The sequence below is a fragment of the Halarcobacter anaerophilus genome, assembly GCF_006459125.1.
Taxonomy (GTDB): domain Bacteria; phylum Campylobacterota; class Campylobacteria; order Campylobacterales; family Arcobacteraceae; genus Halarcobacter; species Halarcobacter anaerophilus.
This window is the reverse complement of sequence record NZ_CP041070.1, coordinates 374,463-394,819: the sequence shown is the minus strand read 5'-3', so window position 1 is coordinate 394,819 and position 20,357 is coordinate 374,463. Positions and strand designations below refer to the sequence as shown.

The window sequence follows — 20,357 nt, the reverse complement described above, 5'->3', positions numbered from 1 at the left end:
TTATAAACCTAAACAGTCATTGATTGAATATAAACCGGCTTCTTGGTTTATTAACCATTTAGCAGCTTTTATAGCACCTTTTGAAAAAGTGTTTCTTGAAGTTGCAGTATGATGAAGCTCTATAAATTCACCGTCATTGTAAAGACCAACCGTATGTTTCCCTACAATATCTCCACCTCTTAAACTCATCACGCCTATCTCATCTTTTGTTCTAGCGCCGATTACACCGTCTCTACCTGATACTCTTACCGTATCTAAATCCAAATCTCTTGCACGTGCGGCATGTTCTGCTAGAGTCAATGCCGTACCTGAAGGTGAATCAACCTTGTATCTATGATGCTGTTCCACAATTTCACAATCGAAATCTCTTAAAGCTTTACTTGCAAGAGATACCAATTTATTTAAAACTGCAATTCCCAAACTCATATTTGTCGCATATAAAACAGGAACAATTTTTGAAGCTTCTATAAGGAGGTTTTGCTGATGTTTATTAAAACCTGTTGTAGCAATTACCAACGGTTTTCCACCGTTTTCTACAACTTCTTCTAGTAGGCTTTGAGTAGCCGCAGGAGCAGAAAAATCAATTACAACATCACAAGAATCTATTAAAGTTCTTATATCATTTGTTACGACAGTTCCTTCAGGAACACTCTTCTTTAGTTTGTTTACAACATGACAAGCAGACAAATTTGCCTCTTGATCAAGTTCTAAATCATCAATTAAAAGTGAACCTACTCTTCCTGTACTTCCCAGAATACCTACATTAATCATAAAATTTTCCTCTTATCCTAAATATTCAATTATATTTACAGCTGCTGTTGCACCGTCACCCGCTGCACATACAACTTGTTTTGCTGCATCAATTCTAACATCACCTGCCGCATATAGTCCCGGAACCGATGTTTTCATTTTTAAATCAACAATAACTTGTCCTTGCTCATCTAAATCGCAAAGAAAAGAACCGTCTTCTTGTTTTAAAGGTTCATTTAATACATCTCTTCCGACAAAAACAAAAACACCGGGAACTGCTAAATCTCTAATTTCCCCTGACTCTTTGCTTTTTACTTTAAGACCCGTAACTCCCGAAGCATCTCCGTAAACCTCTTCTACAGTTACATTTGTCACTTCTTCTATGTTTTCACAAGCTTTCATATGTTCTATTGTACTTGGCGCTGCTCTATAAGTATCTCTTCTATGAACTAAATATACTTTAGAACAAATTTTTGATAAATAAACTGCCTCTTCCAAAGCAGAATCACCACCGCCTACTAATGCTACTTCTTTATTTTTATAGAAAAATCCGTCACAAGTTGCACAAGTTGAAATTCCTCTACCGAAAAACTCATTTTCACCTTTAAATCCGGCTTTTCTTGGAACTGAACCCGTTGCTAGAAGAACTGATTTTGCTTCTTGTGTTTTCCCGTCAGAAGTTGTAACAGTGAAGATATCTCCGTTTTTAGTTACTCTGCTTACTTGACTCATTTCATGTTTCAAACCGAATTTTTGGCATTGTTCAGGCCAGTTTTGCATTAAATCCATACCTGACATTATCTCACCTTGTCCCGGATAGTTTTCAATTTCCGAACTTCCTGTAATTTGACCGCCTGGCATACCCATTTCAAACATAGTTACATCTTTTAAACCACCTCTAGTTGCGTATAAACCTGCAGTAAGTCCGGCAGGACCTCCACCAATAATTGCTAAATCTAACATAAATTCATCCTTTTTCTTTGTTATACTAAATAAAAAATGTAATTCACTTGTGCTCTTTTTTATAAGGGCACAATAATACTAAAATTTAATTAATCTTAGGCTTAATTAAATTCCACAATATGGATAATATTTTTCTTTTAGTAATTTTTGTCAAATTAAACAATAATTCATATAAATGTCAGCTTTGACGAATTATTATTGATAAAAATTTAACTACTTCTAAGGTATTATACATACTTTGCTATAAAGGATTCATAATGGAAATATTAGATAAATTTATATCTCAAGCTTCAGGCTTCGTATGGGGAATTCCCATGCTTGTTCTTCTTGTGGGAACAGGATTATTTTTAACAATTCGTTTAAAAGGTATGCAGTTTTGGGCATTAGGTCATGCAATAAAACTGATTTTTCATAAAGAAAAAAGTGCAAAAGGTGATATCTCCCATTTTCAAGCACTTATGACGGCACTTGCCGCAACAGTGGGAATAGGAAATATTGTCGGAGTTGCAACGGCAATTACTTTCGGTGGTCCAGGAGCAGTCTTTTGGATGTGGATTACGGGTTTGGTCGGAATGGCGACAAAATATTCAGAAGCAATATTAGCCGTAAAATATAGACAAAAAGGTAAAAACGGCTATAAAGGCGGACCTATGTATTATCTTGCAGAGGGATTAAAAATGCCCAAACTTGCCTTTGCCTTTGCACTTTTTACAGTAGTTGCTTCTTTCGGTATAGGGAATATGACCCAATCAAACGCAGTTGCAAACGCAATGAGTTCACAGTTTAATACTCCTACTTGGGTTACGGGGATTATTCTTCTTACTATTACTTCTTTTGTTATAATAGGCGGTATTAAATCAATAGGAAAAACAACCTCTTTTTTAATTCCTTTTATGATAATTGCTTATGTTCTTACCTCTTTAATAATTATTATTACAAACTATGACAAAGTAGGTGATGCTTTTTATCTTATTTTTTACCATGCTTTTAATCCTATTGCAGCAGGAGGAGGTTTTGCAGGTGCGGCAGTTGCGGCAGCTATTAGATACGGTATTGCAAGAGGTGTATTTTCAAATGAATCAGGTTTGGGTTCTGCTCCTATTGCAGCAGCTGCGGCTAAAACAAACGATCCCGTAAAACAAGCTCTTGTATCTATGACTCAAACTTTTATTGATACTTTGGTTGTTTGTACAATGACTGCCGTTATTATTTTAATGGCTCCCGTTTGGACAACAGGAGGAAGTGCAGGAGAACTTACTTTAAAAAGTTTTCAATTCTTTTTAGGAGATTTTGGATCAATAATAATAGTAATTGCGACAATTCTTTTTGGATATTCAACGATTCTTGGTTGGTCATATTACGGAGAAAGAGCCTTTGAGTATATTTTCGGAGATAAATCAATCAAAGTTTACAGAATTGTTTTTGTCAGTTTTATTGTAGTCGGAGCCATGACAGAACTTAAACTTGTATGGAACTTCTCTGATTTGGCAAATGGATTAATGGCAATTCCAAACTTAATCGCACTTCTACTTCTTTCTAAAGTAGTATCTGAAGAGACAAACAGATATTTCAAAAATTAGTACAAAAACGCAAGTTTTTGTACACTTTTACCTAAAAATTAAAATAAATTTAAAATTTTATACTAAAAATCACATTAAAGTCACTTTGCATTTGTAAACTTTCACCATCGTTAAAAACCTCTTAAAGGAGAAGAGAATGGAGAAAATTATAGAAGCCTTTACTGGTACAGATCCAGAAGGTAAAAAAAGTAGAATTCCTGCAAAACTGGACAAAGCGTTGACAGCTACAGGAGTTGCTCTTGCAATTTTTATGATGGCACATATGTTTTTTGTATCCACAATTCTTTTTGGTGAAAAAGCTATGTATACAGTTACAAAGATGTTTGAACTGAACTTTATTTTTGATGAAGGCTTACCTTTTATCGTAAGTATTTTTGTTGCAGCAGTAACTGTGATTTTTATTGTACATGCAATACTTGGAATACGAAAATTTCCTATTTCTTATCGTGCCTATCTTAGAATAAGAGAACATGCAAAGATGATGAAACATACAGATACTTCAATGTGGATGTTTCAATGGATTAGTGGTCTTATTATGATGTTTGCGGCAATGATTCATTTGTATATTATGTTTACTCAACCGGAGAATATAGGTCCATATTCAAGCTCACATAGAGTTGTTAGTGAACATATGTGGCTTTTATATATGGTTTTATTAATTTGCGTGGAACTTCACGGGTCAATAGGACTTTATAGAGCTGCAATGAAATGGGGCTGGTTTGATGGAGAAAATCCAAAAGAGAACAGAAAAAAAATGATTAAAGCAAAAAAAATCATCAGCTTTTTCTTTTTGGTCTTAGGAGCATTTACTCTTTTAGCTTATATTAAAATAGGTATTGAAAGAGCCGATCATGTACCTATGAAATATAATCCAAATAATTCAATAGAAATAATTAAAAGATGAGGGTTTTGCTATGAAAATTAAATATTGTGATGCATTAGTTATAGGTGGCGGATTAGCAGGATTACGTTCTGCGGTTGCAGCTGCTAAAAAAGGTTTAAGTACAACGGTTTTGAGTCTTGTTCCGGTAAAAAGATCTCATAGTGCCGCAGCACAAGGCGGTATGCAAGCCTCATTAGGTAATGCAAAAATGAGTGAAGGTGATAATGAAGATGTTCACTTTGCGGATACCGTAAAAGGTTCGGACTGGGGATGTGATCAAGAAGTAGCAAGAATGTTTGTTACAACAGCACCAAAAGCAATTAGAGAGTTGGCTTCTTGGGGTGTTCCTTGGACAAGAATAAAAAAAGGAAACCATGAAGCAGTCATCAATACAAAAAGAACAACAATTTTTGAAGAAGATAATAAACACGGACTTATCAATTCAAGAGACTTCGGCGGTACAAAAAAATGGAGAACCTGTTATACTTCCGATGCTACAGGTCATACAATGCTTTTTGCCGTTGCAAATGAGTCTTTAAAATTAAATGTAAATATCGAAGATAGAAAAGAAGCAATCGCTTTAATTCATGAAAACAATAGATGTTACGGTGCAGTTGTAAGAGATTTAATCACAGGTGAAATTGCAGCATATGTTGCAAAAGGAACTTTAATAGCAACAGGTGGTTACGGAAGAATTTTTGAAATTACTACGAATGCAGTAATTTGTGAAGGTATCGGTACTGCTATTGCTTTAGAAACAGGTGTTGCAAAATTAGGAAATATGGAAGCAGTTCAATTTCACCCAACTCCACTTTTCCCATCAGGTATTCTATTAACTGAAGGTTGTAGAGGAGACGGTGGAGTTCTAAGAGATAAAGACGGACACAGATTTATGCCTGATTATGAGCCGGAGAAAAAAGACCTTGCAAGTAGAGACGTTGTATCTAGAAGAATGGTTGAACATATGAGAAAAGGTAAAGGTGTAGAATCTCCTTACGGTACACACCTTTGGCTTGATATCTCAATTTTAGGTAGAGAACATATTGAAAAGAATTTAAGAGACGTACAAGAGATTTGTGAATACTTTGCCGGTATTGACCCGGCAGATGAAGGAAGAAAAGGTTGGGCACCGGTTCACCCAATGCAACACTACTCTATGGGTGGTATTAGAACTAAACCAACAGGTGAATCACAAACTTTAAATGGACTATTTAGTGCCGGTGAAGCTGCTTGTTGGGATATGCACGGATTTAACAGACTTGGCGGTAACTCAGTTTCTGAAACTGTTGTTGCAGGTATGATTGTCGGTAACTATTTTGCTGATTATTGTATTGCGAACCAAGTAGATATTAAAACAGAAGTTATTGAAAAATTTGTTTTTGAAAAAGAAGCATACATGAAAGAACTTGTATCAAAAGATTCAGGTGAAGATGTGTTTAGAATCAAAAACAGAATGAAAAAAATCATGCAAGAACATGTTGGTATCTTTAGAGATGGGAATGGACTTTTAAGTGCAGTTACTGAACTTGAACAACTTTATATCAAATCTCAAAATGTTGCTGTCAAAAATAAACAATTATCAGCAAACCCTGAACTTGAAGAAGCATATAGAGTTCCAATGATGCTTAAAGTTGCACTTTGTGTAGCTAAAGGTGCACTTGACAGAACTGAATCAAGAGGAGCTCATACAAGAGAAGATTATCCAAAAAGAGATGATGAAAACTGGTTAAAAAGAACACTTACTTCATGGAAAGATGGAAATACTATGCCGACAGTTGAGTATGAGCCGTTAGATATTATGAAAATGGAAATTCCTCCCGGATTTAGAGGATACGGAGCAAAAGGTAATTTAATAGAAAATCCTTTAAGTGCAAAAAGACAACTAGAAGTTGACCATATAAAAGAAGAGATGGAATCAAAAGAAAAAGACAGATATGAAATCCAAGATGCACTTATGCCGTTTGAATTACAAGAAGAGTATAAAAAAAGAAATGTAAGATTAGGAGATTAAAATGGCTAGAGAATTAACAATAAGAGTTCTTAGATATAACCCGCAAGATAAGAATGAGCTAAGAGCTTATTTCCAAGAATATAAAATCAAAGAAGCAGATAGTATGACAATCTATCTTGCTCTTACACAAATCAGAGAAACCATGGATGCAGGTCTTAGTTTTGACTTTGTTTGCAGAGCAGGTATTTGCGGAAGTTGTGCAATGATGATTAACGGTCGACCTAGACTTGCTTGTAGAACATTAACAAAAGATTTACCCCAAGAGATTGTATTACTTCCTCTTCCTACTTTTAAACTTATAAAAGATTTATCTGTTAATACAGGGGAATGGATGGATGCAATGAGTAAAAGAGTCGAATCATGGATTCACTCTTCAAAAGAGATTGATATTTCAAACATTGAAGAACCTATAGAACCGGAAGTTGCAGATGCCGTATTTGAACTTGACAGATGTATTGAGTGCGGTTGTTGTGTAGCAGGTTGCGGAACAAAACTTATTAAAGAAGATTTCGTCGGAGCTGTAGGATTAAACAGAATTGCAAGATTTGAATGTGATCCCCATGATGAAAGAGATGCAGAAGATTATTATGAATTAGTTGGTGATGATAACGGTATTTTTGGATGTATGACACTTCTTGGTTGTGAAGATACTTGTCCAAAACATCTTCCTTTACAAAATAAAATTGCATATATGAGAAGAAAATTAGCAACAGTAAAAGGTTCATAAGTCTAATTGCACACATTTAAAAAAGAATTGTCGACTGTAAAAGGTTTGTAAAACAACTTACTTATAGGAGTGTAGAAAAAATGAAAAAAATTACAGAGAAAGATATTCAACAAAGTATCGCAGACGCAATACAATATATATCGTACTACCATCCGGAAGATTTCGTAAAAGGGATGGTAGAAGCATATGAGAAAGAGAAAAGTGAAGCAGCAAAAAATGCAATCGGACAAATATTAATAAACTCAAAAATGTGTGCAATGGGACATAGACCTCTTTGCCAAGATACAGGAAGTGTAAACGTATTTATAAAAGTAGGTACAAAAGCAGACCTTGATATCCAAAATGAGTTAGAAGATATTATAAACGCAGGTGTAGCACAAGGATATACAGATCCTGATAATACACTAAGATACTCAATCGTAAGTGATCCTGCAGGGGAGAGAAAAAATACAAAAAATAATACTCCTGCTGTTATTCATTATAGTGTAAATAACTCAGATAAAATAGAGATAACAGTTGCAGCAAAAGGTGGAGGAAGTGAAAATAAATCAAAATTCACTGTTTTAAATCCATCTGATAGTATTTATGACTGGGTTATGGAAAATGTAGCACATATGGGAGCAGGATGGTGTCCTCCTGGAATTTTAGGTATCGGTATCGGTGGAAATCCCGAAAAAGCAATGCTAATGGCAAAAGAGTCTTTAATGGGTCATTTAGATATTCATGAACTTAAAGCAAGAGGTCCTAAAAACGCAGTTGAAGAGTTAAGACTTAAACTATATGAAGATATTAATAAACTAGGTATGGGAGCTCAAGGATTAGGTGGTATTACAACCGTACTTGATGTTAAAATCTTAGATTATCCCTGTCACGCGGCATCTAAACCTGTAGCTATGATTCCAAACTGTGCAGCTACTAGACATATAGAGTTTGAATTAGACGGAAACGGACCTGCTACGTTTAATAAACCGGATTTAGATCTATGGCCAGATATTGAATTACCAATGGATACAATTAAAAGAGTAAATATTGAAGATTTAACAAAAGAGAACTTGTCTCAATTTAAATCAGGAGATACATTACTTCTATCAGGAAAAATCTTAACAGCAAGAGATGCAGCACATAAAAAAATAGTTGAATATAAAAATGCAGGTAAACCGCTACCAAACGGAGTAGATTTAAAAGATAGATTTATCTATTATGTCGGACCTGTTGATCCTGTAGGTAATGAAGTAGTTGGACCTGCGGGACCTACAACATCAACAAGAATGGATAAATTTACTAAAGATATGATGGAAATCGGAATCATGGGAATGATTGGAAAAGCAGAGAGAAAACAACCTACAATTGATTTAATCAAAGAGTATAAATCAATGTATTTAATTGCAACAGGCGGAGCTGCTTATTTAATTTCACAATCTATTAAAGGTGCTAAAGTTCTTGCATTTGAAGAGATGGGAATGGAAGCTATTTACGAGTTTGAGGTTAAAGATATGCCTGTTACGGTTGCCGTTGACACTGAGGGTAACTCTATTCATACTACAGGTCCTAAAAAATGGAGAACTATTTAAAGAGTTTAAACTTAACATAGGAGGTGCAAAAATAAAAAAAACATTAGCTTCTTATTAATTTAATTGTCCTATATAAGAGCTTTAGATAAATAGGCTAAAGCTCTTATCCCCCTCACTTATTCAAACCTTAAAGCATATTTTTTTACAAGAATGAATATTTATTCATAGTTTTTTGAAAAAACAGAGAAACATCACTTTTAGTTCATTTTAGACGATTAAAATTCTTTTAATTAAAGATAAACCTTAAGTATTATTTTTAAGATTTATTTAATATTTATAAAAGGATTGAAAATGACTAAAAGAATGGAACATGACTTAATTGGAGATAGAGAAATCTCAGAAAAAGTCTATTATGGTGTGCAAACATTAAGAGCAAAAGAGAACTTCAATATTACAGGAATTACTCTTTCTCAATTCCCTGCATTTATAACTTCTCTTGTAAAAGTGAAAAAATCTTGTGCATTGGCAAATTATGAATTGGGTTTACTTGAAGAGAACAAAAAAAATGCAATTTGTGAAGCTTGTGATGAGATTATGGACGGTGCTTTGCACGAAGAGTTTGTTGTTGATATGATCCAAGGCGGAGCCGGAACTTCTATCAATATGAATGCAAATGAAGTTATTGCAAACAGAGGACTTGAAATCTTAGGTCACAAAAAAGGTGAATATGCTTTTTTACATCCAAACAATGATGTAAATAAATCACAATCTACAAATGACTCATATCCTACAGCATTTAGAATTGCTTTATATGAAAAAATTTACGAACTTGTAGATGCAATGACTATTTTGAAAAATTCTTTAGGTAAAAAATCAAAAGAGTTCAAAGATATCATTAAAATGGGTAGAACTCAACTTCAAGATGCTGTACCTATGACATTGGGACAAGAGTTTCACTCATTCTCTACAATGATTGAAGAGGATATTCAAAGATTACTTGAAGCCCAACAATTAGTAAGAGAGATGAATCTTGGTGCTACTGCAATCGGAACAGGTATCAACTCACATCCTGAATATGCACATTTAGTAGAAGAAAAACTTCAAGATGTTACGGGAAGACCGTTTAAAACTGCAAAAGATTTAGTTGAAGCTACACAAGATACAGGAGCTTATGTACAAATCTCAGGAGTATTAAAAAGAATTGCGACAAAAATTTCAAAAATTTGTAATGATTTAAGACTTCTAAGCAGTGGACCAAGAGCCGGTTTAAATGAGATTAACCTTCCTGCAATGCAACCTGGTTCATCAATTATGCCTGGTAAAGTTAACCCTGTTATTCCTGAAGTTGTAAATCAAGTTGCATTTCAAGTTATCGGTGCAGATGTAACAATTACATTGGCTAGTGAAGGCGGTCAATTACAACTTAATGTATTTGAACCTGTAATTGCTTTTAACTTATTTAATTCAATTAATATGATGAAAAATGCTTTTGAAACATTAGCGAATAAATGTATTGACGGAATTACTGCAAATAAAGAGCATTGTAAAAATCTTGTTGTTAATTCTATCGGGCTGGTAACTGCTCTTAATCCGCATATCGGTTATGAAAACTCAACTTCAGTGGCTAAAGAAGCATTAGATAGCGGACAATCAGTATACGACATTGTTTTAAAAAGAGGTCTTTTAACAAAAGAAGAGCTTGAAGATATTATCAAACCTGAAAATATGATTAAACCAAGATTAATCAAATAACCCTTAGGTAAACAAAAAGAAGGAGGAGAAGATGTTAGGTTTAGAAATTGTAGTTGTATTAGGTGCAATATTTTTAGGTGCTCGTATGGGTGGTATCGGTATAGGTTATGCAGGTGGTATCGGGGTATTAATTCTATGTCTGTTTTTTGGACTAGAACCCGGAAGTATTCCAATCGACGTTATCTTGATTATTATGTCTGTTATTGCTGCAATTGCAGCAATGCAGGTTGCCGGCGGTTTAGATTATATGGTTAAAATTGCAGAAAATATTTTAAGAAAAAACCCAAAACATATTACATATTTAGCTCCTGCAGTTACATATTTTATGACACTTTTAGCAGGGACTGGACACACTGCATATTCAACTCTTCCTGTAATTGCGGAAGTTGCCAAAGAACAAGGTATTAGACCTTCAAGACCGCTTGGTATTGCAGTTGTAGCTTCACAAATTGCTATTACTGCTTCACCAATTTCAGCAGCAGTTGTTTTTTTAAGTGGAATTTTAGAACCTCTTGGAGTAGGCTACATTCAGTTATTGGCAGTTTGTATTCCAACAACATTTGTTGCTTGTATGATTACGGCTTTTGTTAGTAATTTCTTAGGTAAAGACTTAAAAGATGATTCTGTATATCAAGAAAGACTAAAAAAAGGCTTGGTTAAATTAAGAGGTAAAAGTGATATTGAAATTAAAAAAGGTGCAAAATTATCTGTTTTGATTTTTATACTTACAATCTTTTCAGTTGTAACATATGCAACTTTAATTAGTAAAAAAGTTGCAATAATCACTGACCCTTCTCTTCCAAGAAATGCAGCGATTATGGTATTTATGTTAGCTTGTGCAACAATTATTAGTTTAGCTTGTAAAGTCGATACTTCAAAAATTATCAGTGCATCAACTTTTAAATCAGGTATGAGTGCTTGTGTCTGTGTATTAGGTGTTGCATGGTTAGGAACTACATTTGTAGGAGCACATCTTGGAGAAATTAAAGATTTTGCAAGTACTTTACTAAATCAGTATCCTTGGATGCTAGCTGTTGCACTATTTTTTGCAAGTATGCTTTTATATTCTCAAGGTGCTACAACAAAAGCATTAATGCCCGCAGCCCTTGCTTTAGGTGTTGATCCCGTAACTGCCGTTGCATCATTTGCAGCAGTTAGTGCTTTATTTGTATTACCTACTTACCCTACACTACTTGCAGCAGTAGAAATGGATGATACAGGTTCAACTAGAATCGGAAAACTTGTATTTAATCACCCTTTTATGATTCCGGGAGTTTTAGCAATCAGTTTAAGCGTATTTTTTGGTTTCATATTAGGTGGAATCATTTTATCTTAAATAGATAAGTTCTTATAACAAAGGAGAAAAAATGAGAAAGTTATTAAAAAGAGTTGCAGTATTGAGTCTAATCGGTGCATCTATGCTTTTTGCAAAACCGAATATTACAATTTTGGCAACAGGAGGAACTATTGCAGGTGCAGGTGAATCATCTGTAAACAGTTCATACTCAGCAGGAGCAGTAACAGTAGATAAATTACTTGCAGCTGTTCCTGATATAAACAAATTGGCGACTATCAAAGGAGAACAAATTTCTAATATCGGTTCTCAAGAGATGACAAACAAAGTTTGGTTAAAACTTGCAAAAAGAGTAAATGAATTACTAAAAAAAGATAGTGTAGACGGTGTTGTAATTACACACGGTACAGATACAATGGAAGCAACTGCATATTTTCTAGATTTAACAGTAAAAATTAAAAAACCCATAGTTCTCGTAGGTTCTATGAGATCAGGTTCTTCAATGAGTCCTGACGGTCCTTTAAACCTTTATAATGCCGTTAGCGTAGCAACTTCTAAACAAAGTTTTAATAAAGGTGTTGTAGTTGTAATGAATGATGAAATTCATGCTGCAAGAGAGGTTACAAAAGTAAATACCTCAGCAGTAAATGCTTTTGCTTCTGTTAATACAGGGAAAATAGGAACTGTTTATTACGGAGATGTACACTATTATATGCAACCTTTAAGAAAACATACTTTTGATACAGAGTTTGATATTGAAAAAATCAATAAACTGCCTAGAGTTGATATTATATACGGTCATGCAGATGATACTGATTTATTTGTTAAAGCTGCAGTTAAAGCAGGTGCACAAGGAATTATCCATGCAGGAATGGGAAATGGAAATTTATTCCCAAAAACATTAGAAGCGTTGGATACTGCAAGTAAAGAGGGTGTTGTAGTAGCAAGAAGTTCAAGAGTCGGATCAGGTAGAACTAACCTTCATGGAGAGGTTAATGATAAAAAACACGGATTTATCGTAACAGACGATTTAAATTCTCAAAAAGCAAGAGTTTTATTGATGTTGGGTTTAACAAAAACTCATTATAGAGATAAACTTCAACAAATGTTCTTTGAATATTAAAAAAAGAAGAGAAGATTTTTTCTCTTCTCTTTTTTGAGTATAATAAGGTTCTTTTATTAAAGGTTTTAAAATGAAAAAATTTGCTCTAGTTATTCTTCTTCTATGTTTTTTCCACACTCTTCTTTTTGCATTGGAAAATAAAAATGTACTCATAATAAACTCATATCATAGAGGTTTTCAGTGGAGCGATAAAGTTATTACAGGTATAGAAAAAGTTTTATATAATACAAATATTAATATAAACGTTTTATACATGGATTCAAAAAGAATAGCTTCTGCTGAATATTATAAAGAATTAAAAGAGCTGTATCAAGTGCAGTTAAAAAAAGCAAATTATGATTTGATAGTTGCTCTTGATAAATTTTCATATGAATTTTCATTACAAAATTATAAAGAACTATTTAAAAATGAACCTCTTTATTTTATAGGAATAGAGCAATATTCAAAAGAGGATGTAAAAAAATACGGACTTGAAAAAAAAGTTTCAGGTCTACTTGAAAAAAGAGCAATAAAAGAGACAGTAAATATTATTCAAAAGTTAATCCCAAAACTTAAAAAACTCTATATTATAAATGATGCAAGTAAAAACGGGAAAGATAGTGATCCTTTTATACAAAAACTTATTCAACAAAAAAAAGAGAATATTGATATAGAGTATATAAGAGAATCAACTTTGAATGAATTATCTAAAAAATTTTCAAAATATAGAAAAAATGAAGCAATACTTTTTGTCAGATTTTACAACGACAGACACGGTAAACTTTATAAAAACAGCGAAATCGCAAATTTTATAAATAATTCTAATCTTCCCGTCTTTACTACTGATACTCTTTTTATAGGTAAAGGGTCAGCAGGAGGAAAACTTGTAAATGTAAATCATTTAGGTTTAGATGCAGGGAAAGATATATTATCTATACTAAATAAAGATATAAAAATGCCTTTTATTAAAAAAGAAGATTATTATGAACTTATTTTTGATTATAAAAAAGCTCAAAAATTTCAATTAAATCTAAGAAATTTAAAAGACAAATTTGTATATGTCAACTTTCCTAAATCTTTTTTCGATAGATACAGAAAATTTATTGACACGGTATTTATAATTTCACCATTTTTACTTCTTCTTATTTTCGGTCTTATTCATAATTTAATACTTAAAATTCGCAGTTCAAAGATATTACAACAAAGAATAGAATTAGACAAAATTCTTTTAAATGCCATTAAAAGTCCTATCGTATGGCAGGATGAAAGAGGTAAAATAGTCACGTCAAATACAAAATTTAATGAATTTATGAAACTTAAAGAAGTAAATAATCTTAACATTGCAAAATCACTTGAAGAAGCTGAGAACTCTTCTATAAAAGAACTTTTAAAACCTTTTATTAATAAAAAACTAGGAAACAATGAATTAATAATAAAAAACAACCATAACAAAGAAAAAATATATTTGATTCATCAAACAGATTATATAGAAAATATTTACAAAACAAGCGGTACGGTTACGGTTTTAACAGATATTACAAAAGAGAGACAGGCCATAGCGGAAAAAGCAAAACACCAAGAGTTTATAATACAACAAAGTAAACTTGCCGAAATCGGCGAAATCTTCTCCTCTATTGCCCATCAATGGAAATCTCCTTTGGTCGAGATTGCCACTATTGCTCAGGAACAAATATTTAATGCAGAAGGTGAAATAGATGAAGTAAATAACAAATACGTGAATGATATTATGATTCAAGTAAGATATATGACTGAAACTATTAATAATTTTCAAAAATTTATTATGCCTTCTACTAAAAAATCGGTTTTTGATATAAGTGAATCTGTTTATGAAATGCTTGAAATCATCAGACACAACATGAAATATAATTATATAAATGTAAATGTAGAAGTAGCCCCTAAAACAAACCTTATGATACTTGGTTATAAAAATGAATTGATGCAAACTTTATTAAATATAGTAAATAATGCAAAAGATTCCATAATAAAAAAAAGGGCAAAATCTAAAATAAAAAAAGGAGAAATTCTTATCTCTATAAAAAATATAAATCAATGTATACAAATAGAGATTGAGGATAACGGAGAAGGTATTCCCAAAGAGAATTTAAACTTGATTTTTGAACCCTATTTTACAACAAAAGTAAACGGTCACGGAATAGGTCTTTATATGGCAAAACTGATTATAGAAGATAAAATAGGCGGAGAGATTAAAGCAAAGAATACGGCACAAGGTGCAAAATTTATTATAAGAATGGAGAGTTTCAATGAAAATATTAGTTCTTGAAGATAATGAAAGATTGTGCAAACTAATTGAAAATGCACTTACAAGATGCGGTTATATAGTTGATTGTTTTTATGATGGAGAAGATGCCTTAACGGCATTGGCAGATGGTTATTCATGTTTTATTTTAGATATTAATGTTCCAAATTTAGATGGAATATCAATTTTAGAATATATAAGATTAAATCATTCCAATACTCCTGTAATAATAATTAGTTCAAATCATGATTTAGAAAAAATACAAAAATCTTATGAAACAGGTTGTGACGATTATCTCAAAAAACCGTTTTTTATGTATGAATTAACCCAGAAAATTCAAAAACTTTGTTCTTTGAAAGCCACAAAAATAGATCTAGGAGAAGGATATATTCTTGATTTTGACAAAAGATTTTTAATAAAAGACCAGCAAGAGATAAAATTGGCAAAAAAAGAGATTCTACTTCTTGAACTTTTGGCAAAAGATATCCATAGAGTATTTAGTTTCGATGAAATTGAAGAATATGTATGGGAAGGAGATCCCTCTACACTAATGAATATAAGAGCTTTGGTAAAAAGAATAAGAAAAAAAATTCCTGAGAACTCTATTAAAATTGTAAAAGGAATCGGTTATTCAATGAACGCAACAGAAGTGGAAGTCAAATGATTTTCACATTTTTATTTAAAGAGTAACCCAATCCTTTAACAATAACAATTCCATCTTCGGGAATTTTTTTTCTAAGCCTTTTAATCATTCCCCTGATATTAATTAGATTTGTCTCTTCTCCTTCCCATACATATTCCTCTATCTCTTCATAAGAGGCAAGGTGGTGAAGGTTTTTTACAAAAAGTTCTAAAAATAAAATCTCTTTTTTTGTTAATTCTATCTCTTCTTTATCTTTATATAAAATATGGTTTTGGAAATCATATTTAAACAAATCATTAAAGACAATATACTGACCTTCTGAATTACAAAATTTTTTTACTTTTTGCACAAGCTCAAAGATATAAAAAGGTTTTTTAAGATAATCGTCACAGCCTGTTTCATAAGATTTCTGAACTTTTTCCAAATCATGATTTGAACTAATTATTATTACAGGAGTATTGGAATGATTTAATCTTATATATTCTAAAATTGATATTCCATCTAAATTGGGAACATTTATATCCAAAATAAAACATGAATAGCCATTTCCTAAAACTTCAAAAGCTTCATCTCCATCATAAAAACAATCAACAATATAACCTTCTTCAATCAATGCTTGTTTAATAACGTTAGAAAGTCTTTCATTATCTTCAAGTACTAAAACTTTCATCGGTTTTGTTCCAATTTTATAGTGAACATAGCTCCCTCCTCTACATTTTCTACGAAAATTTTACCCTTCATTTTATCCTCAATTATAACTTTCGTCATATAAAGACCTATCCCGTGACCGTTATCTTTCGTTGTAAAATAAGGTTCAAAGATTTTATTCATATTTTTCTTTTTTATTCCACCGGCATTATCTTTTATTTTAATAATTAACCAATTTTTTTCATTAAAAAGTTTTATATCAATTCTTCTATTTTTATAATCTTTGCTTAACAAGGCATCTTTTGCATTATTTACTATATTCAAACATGATTGCATAAACTCATTTTTATATCCATAAACTTCAAGCTTTGTATCCTCTTTTATATACAAAGATATTTTTATATTATTATATTTCATATTGTGATGTACTATTTGAAGCATTGATTCAATCGCCTCTTTAATATTAAATTCAATTTCTTTGTTTGAAGGCATTATAAATTTTTGAAAATCATTTATAGTATTTGTCATATATGTTACTTGATTCATTATATCTTTTACAAAGCTGTCATCTTCTTTTAAATCTTTACACTTTTTTGTATAAAAAAGTTCTTGGGCTATTGCAGTTATTTCAACAAGAGGAGATTTCCATTGATGGGCAATAGAGGAAAAAACTTCACCTATTTCTGCCAATTTACTTTGCTGAATAACAAACTGTCTATTTTTCTGTTTTTCCAAAGTTATCTCTTTCTCTTTTGTAATATCGGTAAAGATTGTAACAAACCCCTCTGATTTTGTTTTTTCATCTTTAAATTTCTCTTGTTTTACCAAATATATTCTTTTTTTCAAATTATCATCAAAGTAATCAAACTCATAATTTTCATCTTCATTCTGTTTATATTTATCAAGTATTTCTATAACACTTTTTACATATTTATTATTTTTAAAGTCTTCAAGTTTTTTCCCATATAAATCTTTACAAGTCAATTTCAAAAGTTTACAGAATGTTTCATTGGAATCAACAATTACACCTTGAAAATCTTCCCAAAAAATAGGACTCTCTATAGCATTTAACAAAGTTTCGTCAAACTCTATTCTTCTTCTTAAATCCTTTTCAACCTGTTTTCTCATATATATATTATGAATAAGTCCTAAAATTAAAAAAATCAAAAGAGGAGAAATCGTAAAAACAAAATTTATAAATCCTCTGTGTCTGTCATAATAGGTCAATCTTTTATTAACCAATTCATAAGGTACTTTTAAAGCATCAACAGGAAGCGTAAATTCACCCAGTTTTGTAGAATCAAAAATATAATATAGATCTTTGGATTCTACAATTTTATTAGTTTTTTTAGACAAAATATCCAATGCCATCTGTCCTGATGTCTGCCCAAACCTGTTTAAATCTATAACTTTCCCTCCAGTAGCTCCTCTTTTTATAAAAATAGAATCTGTAACAAAAATAGGTATTTTGGCATTTTTTATAAAATCTGCTATCTCTTGGTTTTTATTTAACTCTCCGTTTTTATTTTTATAAAATCTTATAAAAAGTGCCGCACTAGACTCTTCTTTTTCTGAAAACTTCTTTTTTAAATTTTCTAAATTATCCTCTTTTAGATAAATCAAATCAAAACTTCCGTTAAAATTATCTATTAGATTGTAAATAAGGGGTTCAGTATGTAAAGCATTTAAACTTTTATCATTTATTATATAAAGTTTTTTAATGCTAGGGAAAATTGTTCTTATAATATCTACATTGCCTTGTAGATCTCTTTTTTCTAAAAGTGCAGAAACCCTGTTTGCAACACCATATTTTTCTGCTTTTTCATATGAAAAGTTTTCTATTCCTACTGCTAATATAGGTTCAGTCGTAAAAAATTCATAATAATTTTTCAAGATAAAATCATATGCAAATCTATCGACTGCAATAATTAAATCATATTTTCTATTTTTTAATTGAACTTTATAAAGTTTTTCTAAACTTTCATAATACTCTTTTGAAGTAACCCTTTTTGAATCCATATATAAAATATTAATATCTAAATCCCTTTTTTTATAAAAGAAATTTTCCATTCCGTTTATAATGTTATCACTCCATTCATATCCCTTATGATAAGAATTCAAAATAAGAATAGAGGAAGCAGATAGATTGATAGTAAAAAGTAAAATAAATAGGAATAATAATTTTTTCATCTTCATATAATAGCAAAATTACATTAAAAATAAATATCACTAGACTTATTTTTTAATATTAGTTTATTTTCTTTATACTTTTTTAAATTGTCATACTAATAACACTTTATATCTTTACAATTACATTATGAATAAACATTCATTAGAATGAAAAAAAGGAGCTATTATGGATTTTACAATTCAACTAATTATTGTTTTAGCAGTATTATTCATGGGCGCAAGAAAAGGTGGTCTTGCACTAGGGTTATTCGGTGGTATAGGAGTAGTATTACTTGTGTTTGGGTTTGGTTTGCCTCCTGGTAATCCTCCTATAAAAGTTATGCTTGTAATGTTAGCGGTTATTACAGCAGGAGCTACGCTACAAGCATCAGGTGGTTTGGATGTAATGCTGCAATTAGCAGAACGTTTGTTAAGAAAACATCCTAAACATATTACATTTTTGGCTCCGTTAAGTACGTTAACATTAACTTTCTTATGTGGTACAGGACATGTAGTATATACAATGTTGCCTATTATTTATGACATTGCAATTAGAAAAGGAATTAGACCTGAGAGACCTATGGCAGCTAGTACAATTGCCGCACAAATGGGAATTATAACTTCTCCCGTATCTGTTGCAGTAGTTTCACTAGTGGCAATGCTTTCTGGGCATACTATGATCAACGGTAATGAACTTGACTTAGTTCAGTTATTGTCTATTACTATTCCTGGTGCTATCTGTGGTGTACTTGTTATAGGATTTTGGAGTATGTTTAGAGGTAAAGACTTAGAAGATGATGAAGAGTTTCAAGAAAAAATTAAAGATCCTGAAACAAAAAAATATATTTACGGTGAAAATACAACATTGCTAAATCAAAAATTGCCACAATCTCAATGGAATGCAATGTGGATTTTCTTAGGGGCAATTGTTGTTGTAGCAATCTTGGGAGCATTCCCTGAAATGAGACCAATTGTAAATGGAAAAGCTTTATCTATGGTTTACGTAATTCAAATGTTTATGTTAACAGCGGGGGCAATTATCTTTGTAGTTGCAAAAGTTAAACCAAAAGATATTTCAAGCAACGCAGTATTTAAATCAGGTATGGTTGCATTAATCGCTGTTTACGGTGTTGCATGGATGACAAAAACAATGTTTGGTGCGCATATCGGTGATATCAAAGATGTAATGGGAAATATTGTTGCACAATATCCTTGGGCATATGCATTAGTTCTTGTATTTGTATCTAAATTGGTTAACTCACAAGGTGCTGCATTAGCCGCAATTGTGCCTATTGCTTTATCTGTCGGTGTTGACCCGGGTGTTATTGCTGCATTTGCTGCTGCTTGTTACGGTTATTATATTTTACCGACTTATCCAAGTGATTTAGCAGCAATTAGTTTTGATAGATCAGGAACTACACGAATAGGTAGATTTGTTATAAATCATAGTTTTATTATTCCTGGAATTCTTGGAGTAGGTACAGCTTCAACTGTAGGATTTATATTAGCGAAATTATATGGAATTATTTAAAAAGTTTTTCTCTACAAAAAAAGGGAGACAGAATAAAATCCGTCTCCCTTTTTTTATCTAAAGCTTAACCTCTCCTATAAGAAAGAGTTAATTTTATCAACAAAAGCTTGCTTTGATGAGGCACCAACCATTTGATCGACTATTTCTCCATCTTTCATAAAAATAATAGTTGGAATAGATCTAATTCCATACTCTACTGCTAAGTCCTGTTGCTCATCTGTATTAACTTTACAAATGTTAGCTTTCCCTTCAAACTCTTCTGCTAACTCTTCGATTACAGGAGCAATCATTCTACAAGGTCCACACCATGGAGCCCAAAAATCTACCAATGATACGCCGGAACCAGTAACTTGTTTAAAGTTTTCAGGAGTTAAATCTATATATTTACCCATGTTTTTTCCTTTTTTATAATGTACTTATTCAAAATTATACTTATTAAACCTTAAAAAAAGTTGTATCTTTTATACCCCTAATCTATCATAAATAAATTTTTAGTTAGAATAAGTCCCAAATTT

The 20,357-nt window shown here is 31.7% G+C and carries 16 protein-coding genes; 11 read left to right on the top strand and 5 right to left on the bottom strand.

Going from position 1 to position 20,357, the window contains the following annotated elements:
* Together dapB and trxB are read right to left on the bottom strand one after the other, a co-directional pair.
* Window positions 1-771 carry a 4-hydroxy-tetrahydrodipicolinate reductase gene (gene dapB / locus AANAER_RS01985; protein WP_129082695.1) on the bottom strand — a complete coding sequence of 257 codons (771 nt, stop codon included), beginning with the start codon at window positions 769-771 and terminating at the stop codon, window positions 1-3.
* 12 nt (window positions 772-783) lie between these two features.
* Window positions 784-1,713 (bottom strand): thioredoxin-disulfide reductase, encoded by a 930-nt coding sequence (gene trxB / locus AANAER_RS01980; protein ID WP_129082694.1) that lies wholly within the window; start codon window positions 1,711-1,713, stop codon window positions 784-786.
* A 257-nt stretch (window positions 1,714-1,970) separates the two neighbouring features.
* On the opposite strand from trxB, the gene AANAER_RS01975 reads away from it, so the two are divergent.
* From AANAER_RS01975 to AANAER_RS01930, 10 genes are all read left to right on the top strand, one after another.
* The gene (locus AANAER_RS01975; protein WP_129082693.1) at window positions 1,971-3,293 is read left to right on the top strand and encodes an alanine/glycine:cation symporter family protein; all 1,323 of its coding nucleotides are present in this window, start codon (window positions 1,971-1,973) and stop codon (window positions 3,291-3,293) included.
* A 136-nt stretch (window positions 3,294-3,429) separates the two neighbouring features.
* Window positions 3,430-4,197: a fumarate reductase cytochrome b subunit gene (locus tag AANAER_RS01970; protein WP_129082692.1), complete on the top strand. Its 768-nt coding sequence runs from the start codon at window positions 3,430-3,432 to the stop codon at window positions 4,195-4,197.
* A 10-nt stretch (window positions 4,198-4,207) separates the two neighbouring features.
* Window positions 4,208-6,187 (top strand): fumarate reductase flavoprotein subunit, encoded by a 1,980-nt coding sequence (locus tag AANAER_RS01965; protein ID WP_129082691.1) that lies wholly within the window; start codon window positions 4,208-4,210, stop codon window positions 6,185-6,187.
* Between the two features lies 1 nt (window position 6,188).
* Window positions 6,189-6,914, top strand: coding sequence for a fumarate reductase iron-sulfur subunit (locus AANAER_RS01960; protein WP_044416445.1), 726 nt, complete (start codon window positions 6,189-6,191; stop codon window positions 6,912-6,914).
* Between the two features lie 80 nt (window positions 6,915-6,994).
* Complete coding sequence (locus tag AANAER_RS01955; RefSeq protein ID WP_140544027.1) at window positions 6,995-8,485, top strand: fumarate hydratase; 1,491 nt, start codon at window positions 6,995-6,997, stop codon at window positions 8,483-8,485.
* Window positions 8,486-8,776: 291 nt separating this feature from the next.
* Window positions 8,777-10,177 carry an aspartate ammonia-lyase gene (gene aspA / locus AANAER_RS01950; protein WP_044416448.1) on the top strand — a complete coding sequence of 467 codons (1,401 nt, stop codon included), beginning with the start codon at window positions 8,777-8,779 and terminating at the stop codon, window positions 10,175-10,177.
* A gap of 31 nt (window positions 10,178-10,208) precedes the next feature.
* Window positions 10,209-11,513 carry an anaerobic C4-dicarboxylate transporter gene (locus AANAER_RS01945; RefSeq protein ID WP_129081535.1) on the top strand — a complete coding sequence of 435 codons (1,305 nt, stop codon included), beginning with the start codon at window positions 10,209-10,211 and terminating at the stop codon, window positions 11,511-11,513.
* Between the two features lie 31 nt (window positions 11,514-11,544).
* Window positions 11,545-12,594: a type II asparaginase gene (locus tag AANAER_RS01940; RefSeq protein WP_129081534.1), complete on the top strand. Its 1,050-nt coding sequence runs from the start codon at window positions 11,545-11,547 to the stop codon at window positions 12,592-12,594.
* 70 nt (window positions 12,595-12,664) lie between these two features.
* The gene (locus AANAER_RS15050; protein ID WP_228711132.1) at window positions 12,665-14,875 is read left to right on the top strand and encodes a sensor histidine kinase; all 2,211 of its coding nucleotides are present in this window, start codon (window positions 12,665-12,667) and stop codon (window positions 14,873-14,875) included.
* Window positions 14,856-15,515 carry a response regulator transcription factor gene (locus AANAER_RS01930; protein WP_129081533.1) on the top strand — a complete coding sequence of 220 codons (660 nt, stop codon included), beginning with the start codon at window positions 14,856-14,858 and terminating at the stop codon, window positions 15,513-15,515. Before AANAER_RS15050 ends, AANAER_RS01930 begins: the two co-directional genes overlap by 20 nt.
* Here AANAER_RS01930 and AANAER_RS01925 read toward each other — a convergent pair.
* The gene (locus AANAER_RS01925; RefSeq protein WP_044416455.1) at window positions 15,508-16,164 is read right to left on the bottom strand and encodes a response regulator transcription factor; all 657 of its coding nucleotides are present in this window, start codon (window positions 16,162-16,164) and stop codon (window positions 15,508-15,510) included. The two genes, AANAER_RS01930 and AANAER_RS01925, sit on opposite strands and share 8 nt — an antisense overlap.
* Window positions 16,161-18,332: a sensor histidine kinase gene (locus AANAER_RS01920; protein WP_164969328.1), complete on the bottom strand. Its 2,172-nt coding sequence runs from the start codon at window positions 18,330-18,332 to the stop codon at window positions 16,161-16,163. Before AANAER_RS01920 ends, AANAER_RS01925 begins: the two co-directional genes overlap by 4 nt.
* A gap of 166 nt (window positions 18,333-18,498) precedes the next feature.
* Here AANAER_RS01920 and AANAER_RS01915 point away from each other — a divergent pair, with 166 nt between their 5' ends.
* The gene (locus tag AANAER_RS01915) at window positions 18,499-19,842 is read left to right on the top strand and encodes an anaerobic C4-dicarboxylate transporter (RefSeq protein ID WP_129081531.1); all 1,344 of its coding nucleotides are present in this window, start codon (window positions 18,499-18,501) and stop codon (window positions 19,840-19,842) included.
* 74 nt (window positions 19,843-19,916) lie between these two features.
* Here AANAER_RS01915 and trxA read toward each other — a convergent pair whose 3' ends face one another.
* Window positions 19,917-20,234, bottom strand: a complete 318-nt coding sequence (gene trxA, locus AANAER_RS01910; protein WP_129081530.1) for a thioredoxin — start codon at window positions 20,232-20,234, stop codon at window positions 19,917-19,919.
* Between the last annotated feature and the right edge of the window lie 123 nt (window positions 20,235-20,357).